This window comes from Xenorhabdus doucetiae, assembly GCF_000968195.1.
Lineage (GTDB): Bacteria > Pseudomonadota > Gammaproteobacteria > Enterobacterales > Enterobacteriaceae > Xenorhabdus > Xenorhabdus doucetiae.
The window spans coordinates 1,709,648-1,727,874 of sequence record NZ_FO704550.1; the positions used below are offsets into that span (position 1 = coordinate 1,709,648).

Below are 18,227 nucleotides of genomic sequence, written 5' to 3' on the forward strand. Positions count from 1 at the left end.
TAGGCTCTAAAAGTTATCTTGGCGTATTGTGACACTTTTTAGTGGAATATCGAAATATATTGTCGTTATCATCTCACGATACTGGCGTGATGGAAAACATAAATCACTATCCGCTAACGGCCGTTTTCGTTATGATATCCAGCCATCAATGGGGCGATCATTGAAGTTTTTTATTTTTTGTCATCGAAATTCAGGAAATTACTTTTGTTGCTATGCCTTTATATTCATATTAAAGATTTGTAATTCTAATTGTAACGATGCTAATCCTAGTATAGCGTTACAAACATCGTGGATTTCAAGTTTTGGCGACAGAACAAACTTCCAGGAACATAGGATAATTGCATGTTGGTGTTCGGGAATTGTTCTCGTCTCGCAGTTAACTAATCTGCAATTTGAAAGATAAAAGGTATATTAAAGTTAATTGTTATGAATGAATGTATGACCCAAACAGAGATAGGCCATCCTAATATAAATGAATTTTTTCATTTTGATCAAAGATACCTTCGAAATCCTAATTATAATATAGGAAAAGGATTATGTTTTGGTATTAGTTTTTGTCTTTTATCACACTTAATCTTTAAAAGACATTCAGATATACTATGTCCAGAGATGTCATTCAATTTTGCAAGAATATATATAGATAAACTGAGGCATTCATTTTCACATGATGATAAAAGCATGTATCAATATATTATAAAAAAACAACAGCGTGAATCACAGGATGATTATCTTAGGTTATCAGAAAATGTAAGCATAAATGAACAAAATGGCTATGGTATATTATCTATGGTGCGTATTGATAATGATAATAACCGTAGCTCTCACCCTGGTTATCATTATAACAGTTACAAATCGCAGAGTAATCACGTGGGAGTTATCGTTTGGGATAGTAGCAAATTATTTATATTTGAACCGAATTGTGGTGGTCTTTTATATCATTCTATTTGTGGGGCTTTAAATAAAGAAATGTTTCCTCAACTCGTTGATAGTTTAATTGATAATATGTATAGGAGAGCGAGCAGGGATGGCCATTCCAGGATAAAAGAGATACACAGGCCAAATAATTTAAGACATTACTTAACTAATGTTGCTGTTAAAACCGGACTCTACTAATAAGTGACCGTTTTGATTGTCAATGTTTGATAGCATAACCTTTATTCAGTTATGAATAAAAAAGCGGTGCCACTGACACCGCTACAATCTGTACAGAACTTATTATTTCTTGTCTGCAATGATACGATCACGAATGTGTTGAGCACGTTCCTGTGAAGGCGGATGTGAATCAAACATGCTGGTTTCACTACTGCCCAGTTTAGCCAGTTTCTCGAAGCTGGTTGCTAAACCTTCAGTTTTGATACCGCGTTTTTTCAGTCGATCATAGGAGAAGTCATCAGCCTGACTTTCCTGATGCTGTGAGAACTGCGAGTTGATCAGTTTTTCACCCAATTCTGCAAGCTGAGAGTCGCTTAGTTGTTTTGCTACTCCACCGGCTGATGCAACTGCGGTGCGTGCAGCAACGGCGGCATAAGCAACTTGTATTGCCTTACGGGAATGGCCCAGCGCAACGTGACCCATTTCATGACCCAGAACACCTTCAACTTCGTTGTCGTTCATCATGTCCATCAGGCCGCTGTATACACGCACACAACCGTTAGCCATTGCCCATGCGTTCACATCCTTAGTCAGGTAAACTTTATAGTTAACGGGAGTACCGTCAACTTCGTTACCTAAGGCTTTGGCGATTTTGTTCAGACGCTTAGTGTACTGGCTGGATGCTGGTGCAATTTTATTCTGTGCATCCATCTCCTTACATGCTTGGTCAGTTATCTGTCTGACATCAGAATCACTCAGCGTCGCCGCCTGAAATAATTGCATTCCGGAGTGAACCAGCATTCCTTGATCGAGATTTTTACAACCTGTCAGAATCACAGTAGAAACAGCTACCGCAACAAGAGCTTTCATTTTCATAGTGTTATTTTTTCCTTTGCAATACATGCAACTATAATGTTTTAAGAGCATTAAAAGACGATAAATTCTGCTAAAAATAATAATAGGAATAAACCCCAATATTTATGATTATGTGAATTTGATAACGTTTTTAATAAAAAAAACAAATAATAAGTATAATAATTGGACTTAAATTGACTTAACCAAATAATTTTTCGCCTTGGATTCGCATATTAAGCGCAACACCGTAATGAACGAAGTAAATGAGTTGGGGTTCCTGTAAATAACTCATTCGGTGTTTTATAATCTCGTGTCTTACGTGGTCGATTATTTAGTCGGTTTGCCACAAGGTTAACCTCCCGCTCTGATACCTTATTAAAATCGGTTCCTTTTGGGAAGTAATCTCTGATTAATCCATTTATGTTCTCATTTATCCCTCTTTCCCAAGGGGAATACGGATGAGCAAAATAAATTTTTGTCTCTAAATTTTTACCGATCCGTTCGTGTTCGGCAAATTCGAGTCCGTTATCAAAGGTAATTGTTTTAACTTTATGTTTTATCATCGATAAATGTCTTGTCGCCGCTTTGGCAACACCTTCTGCTGTTTTATCTTCAAGTTTAATGATGATCGTAAATAACGATTTTCGTTCAACTAAAGTCAATAAGGCACTTTTACGATCTTTGCCAACGATAGTATCCCCTTCCCAATCCCCAATACGCTGCTTTTTATCAACAATTTTTGGGCGCTTATCAATACTGACTCTGTTTTTAATTTTTCCTCTGTGCTCATGGCTTCCATAGCGTTTACGATACGGTTTTTTCGCTATCCTAAGATGTTGCCATAAATCACCGCCATTTATTTTATCTTTATAAATCAATCGATAAATTGTTTCATGATGTAAAGAGATTTTCGCTTCCCGCTTGAGATAACCCACAACTTGTTCCGGACTTAAATCTTGCCAAATTAACTGTTTTATCCACTTTGTTATCTCTGGCGTGATTTTTACGGCTTTTACCTTAGAATGACGGCGTTCTAATGCTTTACGCTGAGCTTGTTCAGGTTCATATTTCTCGGCTTCCCGGTTTCGTCTCAATTCCCGGCTAATTGTTGATGGGGCCCGATTAAGCGACGTTGCAATAAAACGTTGTGTAAAACCGGCTTCTTTTAAGCCGAAAATCTGGTATCTTTCTGTTTCGGTCAGTTGCGTATAGGCCATAGTGCATTTTCCTTTGGCGAGAAAGATGCCTACTATAGCAACTGACCGCCTTTCTTAGAAATTGCACTTACTATGCGAATCCAAGCGCTTAATTAATTATTTTGGAAACCTTTAACCAAGATGAGCTGTTTAGTGACTATTCCTGCCGAAGCAGATAAAGCACTGTTGATCGTTTAAAAGCAATTAGCGGCATCGCTGGTAGCTGTCTACCTTCAGGGTTCGGCTGTGGTTGATGGTCTTCGCCCCCGCAGATACGCGCGAGACCTATTTGAATGGGTGTGGAGAAGATTGGCAAAATCGCCAGCAAGAACTTCAGCTCACAGTAAGTTCACTGCATGATTGTGTGCTAACGAATCTATGATCCCCGAAATAACTCTTACTTTGCCCTTTACTGACTGAGCAAAAAGTGTGATTACTTTCACGCTTTATGCCCGAATAGTACAAAACTAGGAAATATTCCTAACTCAACTAAGACCTTAGCTCAAGCCAATCTTCCTCTAGTTTTCTAAACTGACCAGATAATAACTATATCTGCGAAAATTATATTTACGAAAAATATATCTACGAAGAGTATCGCTTTCTTGCGATTTGCCTTTTTTATTTTCACCTGCTTCAAAAAGGCCCTTTTTCTCGTGGTTATCTAAGGATTTCAAATGCTTAAGATTCTAGAACAAATTCGCAAGCCAACGCTGGATCTTCCAGTGGAAGTGCGCCGTAAAATGTGGTTCAAACCCTTTATACAGTCGTATCTGGTGGTTTTTATTGGCTATATGGCGATGTACTTGGTACGTAAAAACTTTAACATCGCCCAAAACGATATGATATCGACTTACGGTTTGTCGATGACGCAACTGGGGTTGATAGGGTTAGGTTTTTCGATTACTTACGGGATAGGTAAAACCGTCGTTGCTTATTATGCGGATGGCAAAAACACCAAACAATTCTTGCCCTTTATGCTGATCCTGTCTGGTATCGCTATGCTAGGGTTCAGCATGAGCATGGGGAGTTTCAGCATCAGCATTTTCCTGATGGTGGCGTTTTATGCATTAAGTGGCTTTTTCCAAAGTATTGGCGGGCCTGCCAGCTATTCTACTATTACGAAATGGACGCCGCGTAACAAGCGTGGAACCTATCTGGGTGTCTGGAATATCTCACATAATGCCGGTGGTGCCGCTGCGGCCGGGGTTGCGCTTTTTGGTGCCAACTATTTCTTTAATGGCCATGTGATAGGGATGTTTATTTTCCCGTCGATTATCGCGCTGATCATTGGTTTTATTGGATTGCGTTATGGTAGCGACTCCCCGGAAAGTTACGGTTTGGGTAAGGTAGAAGAGTTATTTGATGAACCTGTCAGCGAAGAAGATATCGCGGCAGAAGAAAACCAGATGACCAAACGTGAGATCTTTGTTGAGTATGTATTAAAAAACAAAGTTATCTGGTTACTCTGTTTTGCCAATATTTTCCTTTATATCGTGCGCATTGGTATCGACCAATGGTCAACCGTGTATGCGTATCAGGAATTAGGGCAATCAAAAGAAACCGCCATTACTGGCTTTACTATGTTCGAAATCGGGGCATTGGTAGGCACATTAATGTGGGGATACCTGTCAGACTTGGCGAATGGCCGCCGTGCTCTGGTGGCCTGTGTTTCGTTAGGTTTGATTATTGTCTGCCTTGAATTCTACCAACACGCATCCAGTGAATACATGTACTTAGGATCGCTGTTTGTGTTGGGCTTCCTGGTATTTGGACCACAATTATTGATTGGTGTGGCGGCGGTTGGTTTTGTACCGAAGAAGGCGATCAGCGTGGCTGATGGTGTGAAAGGAACATTTGCTTATTTAATCGGTGACAGCTTTGCCAAGCTCGGTTTAGGGATGATTGCTGACGGTGTGCCGATCTTTGGTTTGACAGGCTGGAAAGGGACGTTTGTTGCCCTTGATGCTTCCGCATTTGTTTGCCTTAGCTTACTTGTTTTCGTCGCTATTGCGGAAGAGCGAAAAATTCGTAAAGCGAAGAAAACGCATTAAACCATACTGAACCCTGTACGGATGCTGCTGTATATCCACAGTAGCATCTTTTCATGACGCTTTGCCTTTATTTCCCCTCATGTTCCACTTTTTATTTATTGCAAACCGCCTATTACAAACTACCTTTTGTGAACTGTTGCGAAGCGATATTAATAAGAGTAGTTTAATCCGACGCTTAATTCGATAATAAATGATGATGATTAAAGTAGCATTAGTTGATGATCATGTTGTTGTACGTTCGGGATTCGCTCAATTGCTGAATTTAGAGCCCGATATTGAAGTGGTGGGTGAATTCAGTTCATGCGCTGAAGCCCGGCAAGGGTTACCGGGATCGGGGGCAACGGTTTGTATTCTCGATATTTCGATGAAAGAGGAAAGCGGGCTTTCACTACTGAAAGATCTCCCCTCAGGCATTAACTGCATTATGCTGAGTGTCCATGATTCTGCCTCGATGGTGGAAAATGCGTTAAAGGCGGGAGCGCGCGGCTATCTCAGTAAACGTTGCAGCCCGGATGAGCTGATCCAAGCGGTGCGGACGACCGCCAATAATGGTTGTTATCTTACGCCGGATATTGTCCTTAATTTGACGTCATCAAAGCGCAATCCGGTTTCATTGGAACACTTGACTAAACGAGAACGGCAAGTTGGGGAGATGTTGGCGAGCGGCATGGATGTGAAAGCGGTAGCGGCTGAATTGGGATTAAGCCATAAGACAGTGCATGTCCATCGCGCCAATGCGATGAGTAAATTAGGGGTAACCAATAACGTGGGTTTGGCGAACTATTTTGCCTCTAGTGATCTCTGATGCGTCAGTATCTGATCAATTCGCTTTGCGGCTGGTTACTGTTTTCTTGTTGGTGGTTTTGCTTATGGGTCATCGCTTACTATTTTGTCAATGACTCTGAACTAGCGATCTTATTTTTTCCTTTTGCCTTACGCCTCGGTATTGCACTTCATACACCCAAGCGTTATTGGTCGGTTATTTATTGTTCAGAGTGGGGGCTGACTGTCTGTTTGGCGCTGTTAATGAGTCAGCCGCAATGGCTTACCGTGTTGACTGCCAGTATGGCCAGTGTTCCTCTGGTTTGGTTTGCCAGGCACTACTATTGTGGCAGTCAATGGCAGCGATTCGCGGTCATGGCTGGTCTTATTCTGACAACGTCCATGATGAATGTGGTGGCGATCAGCAACCATCATTCTGCTTTGAGCATTGCGTTTTTGGTGAGTTTAACTGGCGGTGTCATGCTGATCCCTTTGTGCTATTTAGTATGGCACTATTTGTTTCAAAAGATTTGGCTGCCCCTGACTGCCAACCTTGTATCCCAGCGGATTCAGTTTCACCTGAAACCCATTATTCTGTATACCCTATTGTTTATACTGAATATTATTATTCAGGTTGGCCTGCCGAATGAGTTGCGCTATTTTGCGCCATTCTGTCTGGCAATCCCCATTATCCTGTTAGCTTTTCGTTATGGCTGGCAAGGCGCGGTGGTCGGTACGTTGTTGAACAGTATTGCCTTAATTGCCGCGCGTAGTGGTGTTTCGAATCTGGAGATCACGGATCTCTTGTTATCCCTGTTGGCTCAAACGCTAACGGGGATCATGTTGGGAATGGCAGTGCAGCGTCAGCGTGACCTGAATGCACAGTTAAAGCGCCAGCTCTATCGTAATCACAGCCTGTCCCGTCAATTGGTGAAAGCAGAGGAGTCGGTAAGGCGGGAGATTGCGCGTGAACTGCATGATGAAATTGGTCAGAATATTACCGCTATTCGTACACAAGCGAATATTATCCAGCGGGTAGAAGTGGCCCCTATTAGCGCTAACTGCGCGAAAACGATCGAATCATTATCCCTGAATGTTTATGATACGACGAAAGGGTTACTGAGCTGGCTGCGACCTAAAATTCTTGATGACCTTGGTTTGAAAGAGGCGATTGAACAATTATTGCGGGATATGGAATTTGACGCTCATGGTATATTCGTCGAAATTCATTGGGCAGCGGATTCCGCGATGGCCATCGAGCAACTCAGTGATACAACTAAGATTACGCTATATCGTCTTTGTCAGGAAGCTCTGAATAATGCGATGAAATATTCTCAGGCAGATCGTATTGAATTGCATTTTTCTGTTAAGGGAAAGATTCATTTACTGATCAGAGATAATGGTGTTGGCTGCAAGGCCGAAGATCATATGAAAGGATTTGGTTTACGTGGTATGCGAGAGCGTGTACAGGCCCTCGGCGGAACGTTCTCCATTCACAGTGAAAAACGACCCGATGATTCGATCTCTGCGGGAACGGATTTGTCTATTATTTTGCCTAAACTTTAAGATCCAGCCATGACCGTTTTCCCTCAACCCAAGCTAATACATGATAAGCACTTATCTGATCAAGAAATCAGGGAACAATATCGTTACTGGCGCCTGCATATTATGCTGAGTCTCTATGTGGGATATGCGCTGTTTTACTTTACCCGCAAAAGTTTTAACTATGCGATGCCCGCCATGATCACTGATCTCAGCCTTGATAAAGGGGAGATTGGCCTGATTGGGACGCTGTTTTATATCACTTATGGTTGTTCTAAATTTTTGTCAGGCATTATCTCTGATCGCTCTAATCCGCGTTATTTCATGGGCGTCGGGTTAATTGCCACGGGGATCATTAATATCTTTTTTGGTCTGTCCAGTTCGATTGTGATGTTCACCTTTTTGTGGATATTAAATGCGTGGTTTCAGGGATGGGGAGCGCCGTCATGTGCCAAATTGCTCACCAGTTGGTATTCTCGCTCAGAGCGGGGTTTTTGGTGGTCTTTATGGAATACGTCACACCATATAGGCAGTGCGCTAATTGCCCTGTTCATTAGTTTTTTGATGTTACATTTTAGCTGGCGGGAAGGCTTTATTGTGCCAGGCTGTTTAGCTATTCTGGCCGGAATATTTTTATGTTGGCGACTACGGGACAAGCCGACCACAATGGGGCTGCCGACCATTGGTCAATTTCGTAATGATCACTTAGAGAAGATACAGGAAAATCAAGGGCAAGGGTTAACGACCAAAGAAATCCTGAAAACCTATGTGTTTTGCAATAAATATATCTGGCTGCTTTCATTGAGTTACGTTTTGGTCTATCTCGTTCGTACAGTCATTAACGATTGGGGAAATCTCTATCTGACGGAATATCACCACTATGATTTAGTGAGTGCAAACGCGGTATTATCACTTTTTGAAGTTGGTGGCTTTGTCGGTTCGCTGGTGGCAGGGTGGGGATCTGATCGCGTGTTTGGCGGTAACCGTGGGCCAATGAACTTGATATTTGCGATGGGGATTTTTTTGTCCGTGGCGGCCTTGTGGCTGATGCCCGTGACTGGTTTGATTTTCCAATCCATTGGGTTTTTTACCATTGGTTTTTTCGTTTTTGGTCCGCAACTGTTGATTGGCATGGCGGCTGCGGAATGTTCTCATAAAGATGCAGCGGGAGCCGCAACGGGGTTTGTTGGCCTCTTTGCTTATACTGGTGCGGCACTTGGCGGTTATCCTTTTGCGGTTATTTTAAAGCATTACCACTGGACGGGGCTATTTATCACCATTTCTGTCTGTGCTGTCATGATAGGTTTATTATTACTACCGTTTTTGCAAGCGCAATTTTCCAGGCAAAGAGTACAGCACTAATAATTTAGCGCTGAAAATAGTCAATTCAATTTCTTTAGCTTAGCAAAATAATGGGGGACAAAAATATGCTATAGTACGCCCCTGATTTTTCCTACCCAGCGAAATGTTATGTCTTATCAATGTCCTTTATGTCACTCACCCTTACTGTTTGCTCACCATCAATGGCGTTGCGAAAACAATCACCAGTTTGATTGTGCAAAAGAAGGGTACGTTAATTTACTGCCTGTGCAGCATAAACGCTCAAAAGAACCGGGTGACAGTGTGGAGATGATGCAGGCAAGAAGGGCGTTTCTGCATTCAGGCCATTATTGGGCGCTGCAACAAAAAGCGATTGAATTGCTTAACGCATATTTACCCGAAGGCGCGGAAACTTTGCTGGATATTGGTTGTGGTGAAGGTTATTACACCGCCGCAGTGCAGGAACAGTTGCAGCGGAAATTGGCGGTATATGGATTGGATGTGGCGAAAGTTGCAGTCCGCTATGGTGCCAAGCGTTATCCTGAGGTTAATTTTTGCGTGGCATCCAGCCATCGGCTGCCATTTGCGGATAGCTCACTGGATGGTATCTTGCGGATTTATGCCCCTTGCAAGGCCGCGGAATTGGCCAGGGTAGTAAAAACAGCGGGTATTGTGCTGACGGTGACACCGGGTCCTCGCCACCTGTATCAATTGAAGGAGCTGATTTATCAGGAAGTGCATTTGCATCCTGAAAATCATGAACAGTGGGAAGCGTTTGAATTAATTTCAACTGAAACGTTGGCCTACGCTATGTCATTGAGTGGTGAACAAGCTCATCATTTATTGCAGATGACGCCTTTTGCCTGGCGGGCATCAGACGAAGTAAAAACGCAGTTAATATCGAAAGAACAGTTTAATTGTGAAGCCGATTTCACGCTAAAAGTATATCGACGCATCTGATAATAAAAAACGACTGCGATCGGATTAAACTGTATAAGTGTAGTGGCAAGGGAAAGCAATGCCGGAATATAGCGAACGATATTCCGGTTGATGTACAGTTAATAAAACTGCTATTCGAAAGTGAGAGTATTGGCAATAAATAATGGCTTATTCTGCATACATAAATAAATTAAGGTGTTCGAATAATATATTGAAGCCAATGGCAATTAAAACCAATCCCCCAATTAATTCGGCTTTTTTACCTAATAGCGGGCCAATATAGCGACCAATTAACATGCCTAATGTCGCCATAATCATCGTCATAAGACCGATTGTCATTGCGGTGTGAAGAATATCAACTTGCAGGAAAGCAAGCCCGACACCGATTGCCATCGCATCCAAACTGGTGGCAATGGCAGTAAAGACTAATGTCGTTGAACTGTAGCGTTGAGGCGTGGCCTTACGGGAAATTTCAGGCTCGTGCTTGAAACCATTGATGATCATTCGGCAGCCAAGAATCAACAGTAAGGAAAAGGCAATCCAATGATCCCATTCCATAATATATTGGCTGGCATACAGGCCCAATGACCAACCAATTAAGGGAGTACAGGCTTCGACCAAACCAAAAATAATACCGGTACGGATAGCTTCGCGGAAATTAGGTCGGTGCAGGGCGGCACCTTTTCCTACGGCAGCGGCAAAAGCATCCATAGAAAGGGCGAGCGCGAGAATAAGTGTTGCGTAAAGATTCATCAAAATAGCCTCGGCTGGGTGATTCCATATACACACAACGCACCCCCAACCTATGGCGCTGTTATGTGTCTATGGTCTTGCCAACCGATTTATACCCGTATAGGTTCTTTAGGCATTCGTACCACGTTTTATTTCAAACGAGCATGTTGATACGAATATTCCAGCGATTTTCTGGAACAGGCTACTCCCCAATGACTGTAGCGGACGATATCATATTTAGCCTAAAAGGCAAAAAGTATTTCGCCCTATTTCAAATATGAAAATGATAATGCGTATCGTTATCTTCTTATTCATATTATCTCCTCCGCGGTGCGGGGGAGATAATTAAGGCATCTTGAAATACGACGAGGGTGAATAAGTGAAATTATTTGTTGTTGATAAGAAATTGATAAATTTTTTCTAAATCATCCAAATTTGTTACTGAGAGATATATTTTATGCGGCGCTAAGTCCATCATAAGAATACCATCTTCAGACAAATTCATGGCTTTAATGCTTTCATAAGAAAAAAAATGGTTCGCATAATAAAAACCGTCTTTTTTGAAGATTAATTTCGGTGAGCGAATATAACCTAAGTATAATGTCACCAGAATGGTAAATGACAATAAATAAGTCGTGAACTGGCTGCCATGTGAGGTAATATTATTGTAAATAACAATGGCAATCAAAACGATAAAGATCAGGGCATCAATCCGCTGTTTTCTTTTAAGTTTGATATTTAACAACGTCTTGCCTTTGAGCTGATTGATAATAAATTCATCATAAATCGCAAAAGCGAGCATGAATACAATCAAAACTATCAAAACAATATCATGCAAACCCATTTTTAATCCCTATTTTCATCGTGCGTGGGCTTCGTCATATTTTATTATCTCCCCGCGTTGCGAGGAGATAATAAGCGACTTTTGTCATGCGGCAATAAATCGATCTAGCCGAGGAAACCAAAACGGAAACCGACGATCCCCAGCACGAAAAAGCCCACGATAATCCATAATGGGTTGACTTTTTTCCGCAGCAACCACATACAGCCGAAGGTTAATAACAACGGCATGAGGCCGGGCATTAATTGATCGAGGATGGTTTGTACGGTCGTGATTTTCATCTCACCCGTGACCGGGTCAGGCAGTTCTGAAACCACGAGCGGAATATTCACTTTGGTCCATTTATTGACCAGTGCTCCCATGACAAACAGACCCAGAATTGACGCGCCTTCCGTCATTTTCTGCAAGAAGCCACCGCCCATATCTTTAACGATATCCAATCCTTTTTGGTAGCCATAAGCGATACCTAAGTAACGGGTCAGTAACCGGACTAAGTTAAACAGGAGGAAAAATAGCACAGGGCCCATCCAGCTACCACTCATGGCAATTCCGGCACCCAGCGCGGCGAAGACGGGACGAACGGTTCCCCAGAAAATAGGGTCACCGACTCCTGCCAGCGGGCCCATCAAACCGACTTTGATACCGTTGATAGCACCGTCATCAATGTCAGCGCCATTGGCACGCTGCTCTTCCATTGCCATCGTGACACCCAGAATAGGCGCCGCCACATAAGGATGAGTATTAAAAAATTCCATGTGCCGTTTGAGGGCTTGCTTCCTTTCTTCGGTATTCTCTGGATACAAACGACGAATGGCAGGGATCATTGAGAAGCAAAAACCGAGAGCCTGCATCCGTTCAAAGTTCCATGAACCTTGAAACAGGTTAGAGCGGAGGAATACACCGCGAATATCGCTGCGTGTCAGCTTCTTCTGACCCATATTTGTTGTCTCTGACATGTTATTGATCCTCTTAGTCTAATTCGTTATCAAGGTCGTTTGCGGCATGGCCAGCAGGAGCGGCTGCCTGTGATTGATTGTATTTTGGGCTAAGCTGGATATACAGGATTGCCATAACAATACCAATCATGCCTAATGCAACCAGGTTGAAGTCAGTGAACGCCGCCGTGACGAAGCCGAGATAGAAGAAAGGCATCAGATAACCCGCGCGCATCATGTTAATCACCATGGCATAACCGACAACCACGATCATACCGCCGGCGATATTCAGGCCGCTGGTGACGACTTCGGGAATGGAGTTTAACATGTGCTGAACTTCAGAGGTGCCGACGGATATCGCAACAATCAGGGCAGGGATGGCGATCCGCATGGCTTGCAGCATTAACGCTGAAATGTGAAGAACGCTGATCGCACGAAGATTGCCGTTTTCTGCCGCTTTATCGGCCGCGTGTTGGAAACCCACCGTCAAGGTACGGACAAGGATCGTCAAAACTTGACCTGCCGCCGCCAGAGGAATGGCTAACGCAATACCGGCACCGACATCTTGCCCACCTGCGATAACCAGAATAGTCGAAATGATGGAGGCCAATGCAGCATCGGGAGCGACGGCGGCACCGATATTCATCCAGCCAAGGGCAATCATCTCCAGTGTACCGCCGATGATAATGCCGGTTTTCACATCGCCGAGCACTAAGCCGATTAATGTACAAGCAATCAACGGGCGGTGAAATTGAAATTCATCAAGAATGGAACCCATACCTGCAATACAGGCAACGATGAATATCAACACAAGTTGAACAACGGTAATGTCCATTGTTTTTCTCCTGTAACCAAATGTAATTTGGTAAGAATTTTGTTATTCAGTAATGGTGAGTAAAGTGACATCTGTTGTTATTTTTAAACTTTTTTCAGCAGATCCATCATGTTCAATCGAGTATCACTGGCAACCTTGCGGGCTTCAAGTTCTATACCGCGAGCGTTCAGTTTCCCAAAGGCGTCAATGTCAGTTTGATCAACGGAAATGGCGTTGTTGATCTGGGTTTTTCCTTGACGGAAAGCCATGCCACCGATGTTGATGGATTCAATGGCGACACCTCCTTCGACAATACGCAGGACATCGGTTGGATTGGTGAATAACAGCATAACGCGTTCACCGGCATATTTGGGATTGTTGTAAACCCGAACGCATTTGGCAACGTCGATAACATGTGCGCTGACACCGGGAGGTGCAACTTGTTTCAACAAAGTAGCACGCACCGTATCTTGGGCAACGTCATCACTGACCACGATGATGCGCTTGACGTTAGTTTCTTTCGTCCAGCGGGTAGCAACTTGACCGTGGATAAGGCGATCATCAATACGTGCGAGGGCAATCTTCATATGGCCGCCCGCAGAAGTTGTTGCAATGGGGGTTGCTGAAACAGCAGGTGCAGCGGTTGGTTTGACAGGCTCAGGTTTTGCAGTTTCTTCTTCTTCAGCTTGTACGGTTTTAAGCGCCCGGATACCTTCTCTGCCGGTTTCCAATGCAACGGAAACCAGCTCTTCCATAGAAGGATCATCATCACGGCACATGAACGCTTCAACCAGCATCGGGACATTTACCCCCGTGACGATTTCGTAGTTATCTTTATCAAGCACAATACGGTTTGCGGCATTGAATGGACTTCCGCCCCAGGTATCGACGAAAAACAGAACGCCTTGCCCTGTATCCAGCGACTTCAGTTTTTCATTGTATTTCTCGAATAACGTATCAGCATTTTCACCGGATACAAAGTCGATATAAGAGACATTTTCCTGTTCTCCAATCAACATCTCTGTGGTACGCAGCAGTTGTTCTGCCGCCGCCCCGTGTGTGCCAATCATAATGGCTATACTCACTTGTTTTCCCCTTTCTATAACAATTGAACTTAAAACTACTGCAAGCTCACACTCAATATTTCTAATGTATTGAACTTCCTATCAATCAAAAGGATAGTCACGAATATAAAACTGTATGGAAAATACACTGAAAATTTCATTTCCCGTGGTTTTATATTTTGTTACATAAGAAAATATGTCATTAGATTATCATTTGCAGCCTTTAAGAAAATTGCTGTCAGTCAGAAAAATTAAGACAGACTGTTTTGACAGGCTAAAACGATGTTTTATTCTTTGTAAATAGAAATTATAGATTTTAAATACTGTAAATTTGCATGTTATGGGTTTTTATCTCTGTTTCCGGTAACATTTTATTAATTTCTTCATAAAAAAATCGTGATATTTTTAGCGGAAAATGGAAAATAATGTACTTTGTTAATTCGTTTCAGCCAAAAAAAATATCCCCACCAAATGGCAGGGATATTATTTAGGCTAGCATGTAGATATGGCAAAAAAACAGTCAAAAATATCGCTCATCACAAGATCAGTGAGTGATACCTTATATTAGTCACACTGAACTTTAATCGCCAAACCCCCGCGTGAAGTTTCACGGTATTTCGCGTTCATGTCCTTGCCGGTTTCATACATGGTTTCAATCACTTTATCGAGAGAAACCCGCGGTTCACTGGTACGGCGGAGTGCCATGCGGGCAGCATTGATCGCTTTGACTGAAGCGATCGCATTACGTTCAATGCAGGGAACTTGCACTTGTCCCGCGACAGGGTCACAAGTCAGGCCGAGGTTATGTTCCATGCCAATTTCTGCTGCGATGCAAACCTGTTCAGGGCTGGCGCCAAGTAATTCTGCAATGCCGGCCGCCGCCATCGAACACGCAACGCCAACTTCACCCTGACAGCCAACTTCCGCACCAGAAATAGAAGCATTCATCTTATACAGGATGCCGATGGCACCAGACGCCAGGAAATAGCGGGTGTACAGTTCCGGTGTCACCGGTTCAATGCAGTGGTTGTAATAGGCCAGGACGGCAGGGACGATACCACATGCCCCATTGGTTGGTGCGGTAACAACACGGCCGCCGGCGGCGTTTTCTTCATTGACGGCCAGGGCAAACATATTGATTAAATCAACCACATTCATTGGGTCATTAGACAATTTGTTTGAGGATGTCAGCATACGGTGCAAGGCTGCTGCACGGCGGGGAACACGCAAGGGGCCTGGCAAAACCCCTTCGGTGTTCAGGCCACGTTCAATACAGGCCTGCATGGTTGCCCAGACATCCGCGAAATACTCAGCAATTTCTTCTTTGCTGTGTAAATCCAACTCATTTTTCATCATCAAGCCAGAAAGAGACAAGCCTGTCTTATTACAGTTCATCAGCAATTCTGCCGCCGAACTGTAAGGGTAAGAAACAGGTTTGGAATCTTGGGATGGCTTGCCAAAATGTTCTTCATCAATAATAAAACCACCACCGATAGAGTAGTAGGTTTTGCTGTAAACTTTTTCGTCACCGGCGAACGCATGAATTTGCATGCCGTTTTCGTGCAGTGATAGGTTATCGCTACGGAAGTTCATACCGCCATCGCGAGGAAAATCGACTTCGTGTAAACCATTTGCCAGCGGCAAACGTTCAGTTTGCTCAACATCACGAATAAAACCTGGAATTGAATCAATATCAACGGTTGCCGGCATATTACCTGCCAAACCCATGATGATAGCGATATCCGTATGGTGACCTTTCCCGGTTAATGAAAGTGAGCCGTACACATCAACAGCTACACGCGTGATAGAGGACATTACCCCCTGGTTTACAAGATCATCGACAAATTGTTTGCCTGCTTTCATAGGACCAACAGTATGAGAGCTGGATGGGCCAATACCCACCTTAAACATGTCGAAAACGCTAATCACGCCAGACTCCTTTAAGAAGAAAGAGATATAGTTATTTATATAAAGCGCGCTACTTTACTGTTATTTGGTAGTGTTGATAAAGGAGTTTACAGTTTTTTTTTAATTATAATAGCAATTGATATGATTATGGATAAGTAATGCACAGTTTTATGGCATTTTTTGTCCAGTTCAGGATGTTTTTTGCACTTGCTGCGCTAAACGATAAATAATAGCCGCGGTTAATCCCCAAATCATATGCTCCTGATGCCAGTAAAAATAGACCCGGCGCTGCTGGTTGCGACGTTTTATATCCAGATAGCGATAATGGGGCAGGGAAAGGGCATCAGACAAGGGAATTTCAAAAATGCCGGCGACTTCGGCTGGATTGGTTCGAAAAACGATAGGTTCGGCAACCAGCCCAATGACCGGAGTCACACAATAACCGCCGATACTGTCCAACGGGGCTAATTGCCCCAGTATTTGCACTTTATTCTGCGGCAGGCTGACTTCTTCTTCTGCCTCACGCAAGGCAGTAGCAATCAGGGAAGCGTCTTCCGGATCTGCCGCTCCGCCGGGAAAAGCAATTTGCCCCGCATGGGAGCGGAGATGTGCGGAGCGTTGAGTGAGTAACAGCGTGGGTTCTGGCTTACATATGATCGGCAATAACACCGCAGCATTCCGTGGGTTGTGCGCCAAATGTGCCGGCCGTGCAGGAAGCTGTAATTGAAACCGATGGATGAAGTCAGAAATCGATATCATGGTAGAGAGAGTTCCCCTAATTGAGGTAAGATCCGCCCGAGTTTATCAAATGTTTCCTGATACTCTTTTTCAGCAATGCTGTCTGCGACGATACCACCACCCGCCCAACAGTAAATTTTTCCTTTTTCTGTCAGTAAGGTACGAATAGTAATATTGCTGTCCATTGTACCGCAGAAACTAATATAGCCAATCGCACCACAATATCCATGTCTGCGATGCGGTTCCAATTCTTCAATGATTTCCATAGCGCGAATTTTAGGCGCTCCCGTAATTGATCCCCCCGGAAAACAGGCCCGCAGTAAATCAGTGGCGTGATAGGTGTCAGGCAAGGTTGCGGTGACGGTGCTGACCAGATGATGTACGGCCGGAAAAGGTTCGACAACAAATAACTCAGGGACTTTGACTGAGCCGGGAGTCGCCACCCGCCCAATATCATTTCTCAGCAGATCAACAATCATCAGGTTTTCAGCGCGATCTTTCCGTGAACTGGCTAATTTCTCGGCTTGCCGTTGATCTTCTGCGGGGTCTGGTAATCGTGGCCGCGTTCCTTTTATTGGACGAGTCTGAATGTGGTTATCTTCCAGAAGAATAAAACGTTCAGGTGAGATGCTGATAACACAGTGCTCAGGTAAGCGGATAAAGGCAGAAAAAGGCGCCCGATTACTCTCATTGAGCCGGATAAATGCCTGCCATTCATCGCCCTGATAATTGGCATGGAACCGTTGGGATAAATTGACTTGATAGCAATCCCCTTCTCGCAGGTAGCGGTGGATTTGAGCAATTTTTTCATGGTATTGCTGGGCTGTCATGTTGGATTGCCACGGATTGGTCAGAGAAAAATCTTCTTGCCGATTTTCTTGCAAAGACTCCAGCCATATCAGCCGTTCGTCAATATTGTGGTAGCTCAATAATGTTGCCTGTTGGAGCTGATGATCAATAATGACCCCCCAATCGTAGATACCGATGGCCATATCCGGGAAGCCCAGTTCATTGGCGGTTAATTCGGGTAACTTTTCGATGCGTCGCCCAAGATCGTATCCCCATATCCCTAATGCGCCTCCTTGAAAAGGGAGATCCGGATCAAACTGCGCATTGACACCAGAGGCGTGAAGATGGTTTTTCAGCAACAGGAAGGGATCTTCCTGAGAAAGAGCAACCTGACCATGATGATTAATTTCGGTCGATTTTCCTTGAGTGACAAATGTTGTCACAGGTTCAGCGACGAGGATATCAAAGCGATTATGCGGATGTTCAGCCGTTCCGGAATGTAACAGCATCGCCCAAGGTAATGCAGAAAGCGGGGCGAAATAGTGAATGGCAAGATCAGGAGAATAAGGTAGTTGCCGTTTTTGTAATGCAATTTTCATGACAGAATCAGTATCGTGTTTGGCAATTCACAAGGAGTAACATATTAATC

The 18,227-nt window shown here is 43.6% G+C and carries 16 protein-coding genes and 1 riboswitch; of the genes, 6 read left to right on the plus strand and 10 right to left on the minus strand.

Annotated features, from left to right (window positions below):
• The first annotated feature begins 438 nt into the window (after positions 1-438).
• Complete coding sequence (locus XDD1_RS07925) at positions 439-1,113, plus strand: hypothetical protein (RefSeq protein WP_045970163.1); 675 nt, start codon at positions 439-441, stop codon at positions 1,111-1,113.
• A 102-nt stretch (positions 1,114-1,215) separates the two neighbouring features.
• Here the strand turns inward: XDD1_RS07925 and loiP are convergent, their stop codons facing one another.
• The gene (gene loiP / locus XDD1_RS07930; RefSeq protein ID WP_045970165.1) at positions 1,216-1,968 is read right to left on the minus strand and encodes a metalloprotease LoiP; all 753 of its coding nucleotides are present in this window, start codon (positions 1,966-1,968) and stop codon (positions 1,216-1,218) included.
• A 212-nt stretch (positions 1,969-2,180) separates the two neighbouring features.
• Positions 2,181-3,164: an IS30 family transposase gene (locus XDD1_RS07935; RefSeq protein ID WP_045968417.1), complete on the minus strand. Its 984-nt coding sequence runs from the start codon at positions 3,162-3,164 to the stop codon at positions 2,181-2,183.
• 653 nt (positions 3,165-3,817) lie between these two features.
• Here XDD1_RS07935 and uhpT point away from each other — a divergent pair.
• From uhpT to rlmA, 5 genes are all read left to right on the plus strand, one after another.
• A complete protein-coding gene (gene uhpT / locus XDD1_RS07940; protein ID WP_045970167.1) occupies positions 3,818-5,194 on the plus strand; it encodes a hexose-6-phosphate:phosphate antiporter in 1,377 nt (458 codons plus the stop codon).
• Between the two features lie 196 nt (positions 5,195-5,390).
• Entirely contained in the window at positions 5,391-5,999 is a 609-nt protein-coding gene (gene uhpA, locus XDD1_RS07945; protein WP_045973404.1) for a transcriptional regulator UhpA, read from the plus strand.
• Positions 5,999-7,522 (plus strand): signal transduction histidine-protein kinase/phosphatase UhpB, encoded by a 1,524-nt coding sequence (gene uhpB, locus XDD1_RS07950; protein WP_045970169.1) that lies wholly within the window; start codon positions 5,999-6,001, stop codon positions 7,520-7,522. The genes uhpA and uhpB overlap by 1 nt, the downstream gene beginning before the upstream one ends.
• Before the next feature lie 9 nt (positions 7,523-7,531).
• Complete coding sequence (gene uhpC / locus XDD1_RS07955; protein WP_045970171.1) at positions 7,532-8,860, plus strand: MFS transporter; 1,329 nt, start codon at positions 7,532-7,534, stop codon at positions 8,858-8,860.
• Positions 8,861-8,968: 108 nt separating this feature from the next.
• Positions 8,969-9,778: a 23S rRNA (guanine(745)-N(1))-methyltransferase gene (gene rlmA, locus XDD1_RS07960; protein ID WP_045970173.1), complete on the plus strand. Its 810-nt coding sequence runs from the start codon at positions 8,969-8,971 to the stop codon at positions 9,776-9,778.
• A 147-nt stretch (positions 9,779-9,925) separates the two neighbouring features.
• Here rlmA and mntP read toward each other — a convergent pair whose 3' ends face one another.
• The 8 genes from mntP to pabB form a co-directional block, all read right to left on the minus strand.
• A complete protein-coding gene (mntP, locus tag XDD1_RS07965; RefSeq protein ID WP_045970175.1) occupies positions 9,926-10,510 on the minus strand; it encodes a manganese efflux pump MntP in 585 nt (194 codons plus the stop codon).
• Positions 10,511-10,557: 47 nt separating this feature from the next.
• Positions 10,558-10,714, minus strand: a riboswitch (yybP-ykoY riboswitch).
• Between the two features lie 160 nt (positions 10,715-10,874).
• Complete coding sequence (locus tag XDD1_RS07970) at positions 10,875-11,333, minus strand: DUF986 family protein (protein ID WP_045970177.1); 459 nt, start codon at positions 11,331-11,333, stop codon at positions 10,875-10,877.
• 104 nt (positions 11,334-11,437) lie between these two features.
• Positions 11,438-12,286 (minus strand): PTS mannose transporter subunit IID, encoded by an 849-nt coding sequence (locus tag XDD1_RS07975; RefSeq protein WP_045970179.1) that lies wholly within the window; start codon positions 12,284-12,286, stop codon positions 11,438-11,440.
• Between the two features lie 13 nt (positions 12,287-12,299).
• The gene (locus tag XDD1_RS07980) at positions 12,300-13,100 is read right to left on the minus strand and encodes a PTS mannose/fructose/sorbose transporter subunit IIC (protein WP_045970181.1); all 801 of its coding nucleotides are present in this window, start codon (positions 13,098-13,100) and stop codon (positions 12,300-12,302) included.
• Positions 13,101-13,183: 83 nt separating this feature from the next.
• A complete protein-coding gene (gene manX, locus XDD1_RS07985) occupies positions 13,184-14,164 on the minus strand; it encodes a PTS mannose transporter subunit IIAB (protein WP_071827252.1) in 981 nt (326 codons plus the stop codon).
• A 543-nt stretch (positions 14,165-14,707) separates the two neighbouring features.
• Positions 14,708-16,072, minus strand: a complete 1,365-nt coding sequence (locus tag XDD1_RS07990; RefSeq protein WP_045970184.1) for an L-serine ammonia-lyase — start codon at positions 16,070-16,072, stop codon at positions 14,708-14,710.
• A 168-nt stretch (positions 16,073-16,240) separates the two neighbouring features.
• Positions 16,241-16,810, minus strand: coding sequence for a CoA pyrophosphatase (locus tag XDD1_RS07995; RefSeq protein ID WP_045970186.1), 570 nt, complete (start codon positions 16,808-16,810; stop codon positions 16,241-16,243).
• Positions 16,807-18,177, minus strand: a complete 1,371-nt coding sequence (pabB, locus tag XDD1_RS08000; RefSeq protein WP_045970188.1) for an aminodeoxychorismate synthase component 1 — start codon at positions 18,175-18,177, stop codon at positions 16,807-16,809. Before pabB ends, XDD1_RS07995 begins: the two co-directional genes overlap by 4 nt.
• Positions 18,178-18,227 lie beyond the last annotated feature (50 nt).